General features: G+C 61.9%; 6 protein-coding genes. 4 read left to right on the forward strand and 2 right to left on the reverse strand.

Features of this window, described 5'->3' with window-relative positions:
- Both Y705_RS0108415 and Y705_RS0108420 read left to right on the forward strand, forming a co-directional pair.
- Positions 1-561, forward strand: a 561-nt coding sequence (locus Y705_RS0108415; RefSeq protein ID WP_026532540.1) for a RelA/SpoT domain-containing protein, incomplete at its 5' end; no start/stop codon positions are given.
- Positions 562-573: 12 nt separating this feature from the next.
- Positions 574-834 carry a hypothetical protein gene (locus Y705_RS0108420; RefSeq protein ID WP_026532541.1) on the forward strand — a complete coding sequence of 87 codons (261 nt, stop codon included), beginning with the start codon at positions 574-576 and terminating at the stop codon, positions 832-834.
- A 47-nt stretch (positions 835-881) separates the two neighbouring features.
- On the opposite strand, the gene Y705_RS0108425 is transcribed toward Y705_RS0108420, so the two are convergent.
- Both Y705_RS0108425 and Y705_RS0108430 read right to left on the reverse strand, forming a co-directional pair.
- Positions 882-2,027 carry a tyrosine-type recombinase/integrase gene (locus tag Y705_RS0108425; RefSeq protein ID WP_026532542.1) on the reverse strand — a complete coding sequence of 382 codons (1,146 nt, stop codon included), beginning with the start codon at positions 2,025-2,027 and terminating at the stop codon, positions 882-884.
- Positions 2,014-2,667, reverse strand: coding sequence for a helix-turn-helix domain-containing protein (locus tag Y705_RS0108430; RefSeq protein ID WP_155849986.1), 654 nt, complete (start codon positions 2,665-2,667; stop codon positions 2,014-2,016). Before Y705_RS0108430 ends, Y705_RS0108425 begins: the two co-directional genes overlap by 14 nt.
- Before the next feature lie 103 nt (positions 2,668-2,770).
- Here Y705_RS0108430 and Y705_RS0108435 point away from each other — a divergent pair, with 103 nt between their 5' ends.
- Together Y705_RS0108435 and Y705_RS21250 are read left to right on the forward strand one after the other, a co-directional pair.
- Positions 2,771-2,971 carry a helix-turn-helix transcriptional regulator gene (locus tag Y705_RS0108435; RefSeq protein ID WP_049822490.1) on the forward strand — a complete coding sequence of 67 codons (201 nt, stop codon included), beginning with the start codon at positions 2,771-2,773 and terminating at the stop codon, positions 2,969-2,971.
- 125 nt (positions 2,972-3,096) lie between these two features.
- Positions 3,097-5,334, forward strand: a complete 2,238-nt coding sequence (locus Y705_RS21250; protein WP_081737917.1) for a bifunctional DNA primase/polymerase — start codon at positions 3,097-3,099, stop codon at positions 5,332-5,334.
- Positions 5,335-5,496: the final 162 nt, after the last annotated feature.

The following is a 5,496-nucleotide window of genomic DNA, read 5'->3' on the forward strand; positions in this document are numbered from 1 at the left end:
GTGAAGGTCAACAACGCGTTACGGAGCTTCTGCGCATCACTAGGCATCGATGGGGATGTCACCCAGCGACTCAAGAAGGCTCCTACCATCGTCAACAAGCTGACCCGAGAATCGGGGTTGGACCTGTCGAGGATGCAGGACATCGGAGGTTGCAGGGTTGTGGTCGAGACACTCCCAGAGTTGCGCAAGCTGGAAACGCGGATCCGGCGAACATGGGGCTACTGCCTTGACCACGAAAAGGACTACATTCGCGAGCCGCGAGCCTCAGGCTACCGTGCGATGCATCTAGTAGTACTGAGGGACGGGCGTCAGATCGAGATACAACTACGCACGAAGTCAATGCATAACTGGGCTGAGGCAGTCGAAGCTTTTTCTGGCACTACAAGCCAAAATTTTAAGCAGGATGGAAGCCATGTAGTGCAGGAGTTCATGAAGCAGCTTTCGGACTACAATGCGGCGACGGAAGCGGGCGACACGCCGCCGCAGGGCTCACTTGACAAGCTGGCTAAGCTAAGCAATGAGGTATCTGTTTATCTCAAATCGCTCCACCCCGGGGCTTGAAAGGAAGAAACCATGGCGTCAATACAGCATTTTTTGCTTGTGTTTGATCACCGAAAAGATGAACTTGTGGACCAAATCTCGTTTGGCGAAGACGCCCAAGCGGCAACGGCCAAGTACGGAGAACTCGAAAAGCAGTACAGGAACGAGCTTGCTATCGACATCGTGTTGGTAGGTTCCGACTCCATCGAGACGGTTCAGGTTACGCACGCAAACTACTTCTCTGGGATGTCCAGGCAGAAGGTGGAGAACGTCCTCAGCGGCGTTTTTGGCTAGCAGTACGACCTATGAGGGGCCTGCGCGTGCGGGCCCCTCATTTGTGTCTACGACCCTATATCGGCGGGAGTACGCCAGGCACCCACCCCTGCCATTGAGACAGCGTGATCTAGTGCGTCTGCAACAGCGTCTAGGTCGGCGTCGAAGAGGTCCGCGTAGATATCCAGCGTCATGGCCGCCGAGCTGTGCCCGAGCATCCTCTGTACGGCTTTGACGTTCGCGCCGGCCGACACTGCGAAGCTCGCGGCGGTGTGCCGCAAGTCGTGCGGAGTGATGCGGGGAATCCCAGCCCGCTTGACGGCGCCGGAGAACCAGCCGCCGTGGTCCTCCTGTACCCGCGTCGATCGCAGGTAGCCGCCGGCCTCACCAGGGAACACCAGGTCATCCCGGCCCTTGACCTCGCACTGCCTCGCCAGCGGCTCGGCAAGGAACCGAGGGAACGGCACCGTCCGCCGCTTATGGTTCTTCGGGGTGCCGACCTCGACGCGGCCGCCGACCTCGACCGCGTTTTCCTCGACGTTGATACGCCGTTTCAGCATGTCCAGATTCCGCACCCGCAAGCCGACGGCTTCACCCCACCGCACGCCGCAATAGGCCAGCACTAGCACGAGCGTCTCGTGTTTCGATTCCTCCGCGAGCCGGTGCACCTGCTTATGCGACAGGTAGATATGCGCTTTCTTGCCCTTGCGGGGGAGCGTGATGCCGCGGGCCGGATTGGACAGCACCCGCCGGTCGTCGACGGCGCCGTCGAGGATCGCGGCCAGAACCCCATAGGCCCGGATAACGACCGTCGCGGACTTCGGTTTACGCGGTGGGGCCGCCGATTCCTCGCCCGTCGTCAGCCCTGACACCCACTGTTGAATCGCCGTCTTTCGGACCTCCGACACTGGGACGATTCCCCACACTGGCAGGACGTGGTTACGCCAGGCTGCCTCAACGGGCCGCAGCGACGACGGTTTCAGGTGGGATTGCCGCTGTAGCCATGCCGGGCCCAGCTCGCCGACAGTGACGCGGGCCGCGCCGGGGTCTATGTACTCGCCCCGCGCCTTCGACACCTCCACAGAGGCTAGGAACAGGTCGGCGTCCCGCTTCGTCCTGAAACCTCGCTTCGAGGTCTGTTTCCGCTCCGGCGTCCGGTAAATGACCCGGTAACGCCGCCCCGCTGCCGTCTCATACGGCTCAACCGTCGCCACGGTGCGCCTTCTTTAGCTCATCGAGGAGTGTCCGCGTAATCTGGCCTCGCTTTTGTGCGCTCGCATCAGGGCCGGCGCGTCTGTCTCGCTCGGTTGAGAGGTTGTGTCCCCAGCGGTCTTTCGCCCGTTCCATCATGTCTTTCTTGCTTATTCCCAGACTTTTGGCGGCTCGCTCATCACCCAGCCCGTAGGACGTTAGAAATCCCTCATAGTCTTCATCTAGGTACAGGTTGCTAGGAAGATTCTCCTCAACGCCCTCTAGCATCCGCGTGATCCGATCCACCATCTCCGGCTGATCGCGTATCGAGAAAAAGACGGGCTCTCCATTGACGTACCGCTCAATCACCGCCCCTGGCAGGACGGTCCGCTCATTCAGTCGGATCATGCCGTCATGCTGCAAGAGTGCGGCCAGCGTCACATCATTTTGGGTGGCAAGCTTCAGCGCGTGCGCGAGGACGAGCAGCATCGGCAAGGTTGGACTGAGCTTCCCCCGCTCCAAATCAACAATCCTGGCGGTGGTCCACTTCACGCCGGCATGCCGGGCGTACTTCACCACAGATTCCATCGTCGCGCCGCCTTCAATGCGCAACCGGCGGGCATTTTCTCCAACGACGGCCGCCAACTCTTCAGGTTCATTCACTGAATCAGAGTAGCCGGAATTGTGACCACTTGACACCCCTAGAACTGGCGTGCTTTTATTCTCATGTAGTCGAGATAGCGACTATATGATAGGAAGCGAACCGATGACAACGAAACTCCTCACACCGGCCGAACTGTCCGCCATGCTCGGCAAGCCCGAACGGTCCCTCGCGCAGTGGCGCTACCTCGGATTAGGCCCCGTCTTCGTGAAGATCGGGAACACCGTCCGCTACCGCGAAACCGACATCAACGCATGGCTCGACGCAAATACAGCGCAGCGCACCGGCACCCGTGCCTCGGCATGATTACCCCTCGAAATGGGTGAGGCCCCGATCCACCGGGACCAGGGCCTCACAACAATCGACAACTCGCAAGCACAATCCTACCGCGCCGCCGCCGGGCCGGGCAGGAAACCAAGGAGCAACCTCGCATGACAGCTACATTGCCCGGCGTTGACACCATCCACGCGGTAGCACTAGAAGCCCTCGCTAACGGGCTCAGCATCGTCCCCGTCCGAGCGGACGGCAGCAAAGCCCCCGCCGGCAACTGGCGGCAATACCAGGAACGGCAATCCACCCTCTCGGAGGTCGACCAATGGTTCCCCGCCGGTTCACCTCTCGGCCTCGGCATCGTCACCGGATACGCCGGCGTCGAAATGACCGAAACAGAAGCAGCCGCAGCCCACCACATGCAGGGGCTCCAAGACCTCGCCGCCGCCTCCGGCCTCGGCGACGTATGGGCGCGGGCCTGCGGCTGGGTGGAACAATCACCTTCCGGCGGATACCACCTGATCTACCGGATCAGCGGCGGGGAAGTAGCCGGCAACACGAAACTAGCCAAGGACGCCGCCGGCCTCGTGCTCGCCGAAACCCGCGGGCGCGGCGGCATGGTCATCATTGCCCCCTCCGGCGGCTCAGTGCACCCCTCCGGCGGTTACTGGCAGAGGATCAGCGGAGGCCCCGACACGATGGGAACCCTTAGCACCGACGAAGCCGACCAGGTGCACGACCTTTTCCGCACCCTCGACGCCACCCCGCCCTCCTCCTCGCCGTCAATATTCGCAACACGAGCGAGCACCCCGCCGGGCGGCACCGCCGCGGACGGCCTGACTCCCGGCGACGATTATGAAGCCCGCACCGACTGGGCCGACATACTCACGCCCGCAGGCTGGACGCACGCTCACACCGACGGGCCCGGCATCCGCTACTGGACCCGGCCCGGCAAAAAAGCCGGCGTCAGCGCTACCACCGGCAAGGACCCCGCCCGGGATCGGCTCTACGTGTTCAGCAGCTCCACCGATCTACCCGCCGGGGAATCACTCACCAAGTTCCACGTTTACGCCCACCTACACCACGGCGGCGACCACTCCGCCGCCGCTTCCCTGCTCCGCAAAGACGGCTACGGCAAAAATTGCACCGCTGGCCCCGCCGCAGGATCGGAACTAGGCGCGAGTGAAGCAGTGACACCACTATTAGCACCAAAAAAACCACCAGTAGCGCCGATGACACTAGACCAAACGCACCAGGTATACCGGCAGTGGCTCGGCGACGACTACGACACCGAAGCCCTCGACGCCGTCCTTGCCGCAGCGGCATGCGACCAACTCGACGGAGACCCCCTCTGGCTACTGTTGCTCTCCGGATCGGGCAACGCCAAGACAGAAACAGTCCAAGCCCTCGAAGGCAGCGGCGCGACCATCACCAGCACAATCAGCAGCGTCGGCGCCCTACTCTCCGCAACCAGCACCAAAGAGAAAACCAAAGACGCCACAGGCGGCCTACTCCGCAAACTAGGAGGAACCGGCGTCCTCGTCATCAAAGACGTGACAAGCATCCTCAGCATGGACCGCACAGCCCGCGGCGAAGTCCTCGGAGCATTCCGAGAAATCCACGACGGCCGATGGTCCCGCAACGTCGGCACCGACGGAGGCCGCACCCTCGAATGGGAAGGCCGCCTAATCGTCATCGGCGCCGTCACCACAGCATGGGACCGCGCCCACGACGTCATCGCCTCCATGGGAGACCGATTCGTCATCGTCCGCATGGACTCCACCAAAGGCAGACAAGCCGCCGGACGGCAGGCAATCGGCAACACCGGCCAAGAAGTGCAGATGCGCCGAGAACTGGAAGCGGCGGCAAGCGGCGCCCTCGCAAACATCGATCAGGCCAAAGCGCCCGCACACCTTACCCCACAGGAAACAGAAATCCTGCTAGAGGCCGCAAACATAGTCACCCTCGCCAGAACCGGCGTCGATTACGACTACCGCGGCGACGTGATCGACGCTCACGCACCAGAAATGCCTACCCGCTTCGCAAAGGAGCTCGCACAAGTCGTCCGAGGAGGAATCGCGCTCGGCATGAACCGACTCGACGCCCTACGGCTAGCAATCCGTTGCGCCCGCGACTCCATGCCGCCCCTACGCCTGGCGATCCTCGACGACGTAGCCGGCAACCCCTACGCCGCGACCAAAGACGTTCGCAAGCGGCTAGGAAAGCCGAGGGCGACGGTGGACCGACAACTGCAAGCCCTCCACATGCTCGGCATCCTCACCGTCGACGAGGAAACCATCATGCACCGCGGGCAGGACTCGATCCAATGGCGCTACACCGTCACGGAGGACATAGACCCGCGAGCAATCAACGCAAATTCAGTACCAGATTTGTTGTAACCCCCACACAAAGACACTGAGAAGAGAGAAGAGAAAGCATGTACTCCCCTTCCAACATTTCTGGCACTGAAATTTGTCGCCCAGTAGAACCGGTGACCACCACGCAATCCAGACTCGACGAAGCCCGCGCTCAGCTCGCGGACGCCGACCGCCAGTTGACGG

Source organism: Arthrobacter sp. H41 (genome assembly GCF_000520535.1).
Lineage (GTDB): Bacteria > Actinomycetota > Actinomycetes > Actinomycetales > Micrococcaceae > Arthrobacter_D.

Coding starts and splice junctions, on each gene's coding strand:
- Y705_RS0108420 (WP_026532541.1), top strand. CDS start 574: ATGGCGTCAATACAGCATTTTTTGCTTGTGTTTGATCACCGAAAAGAT.
- Y705_RS21250 (WP_081737917.1), top strand. CDS start 3,097: ATGACAGCTACATTGCCCGGCGTTGACACCATCCACGCGGTAGCACTA.
- Y705_RS0108435 (WP_049822490.1), top strand. CDS start 2,771: ATGACAACGAAACTCCTCACACCGGCCGAACTGTCCGCCATGCTCGGC.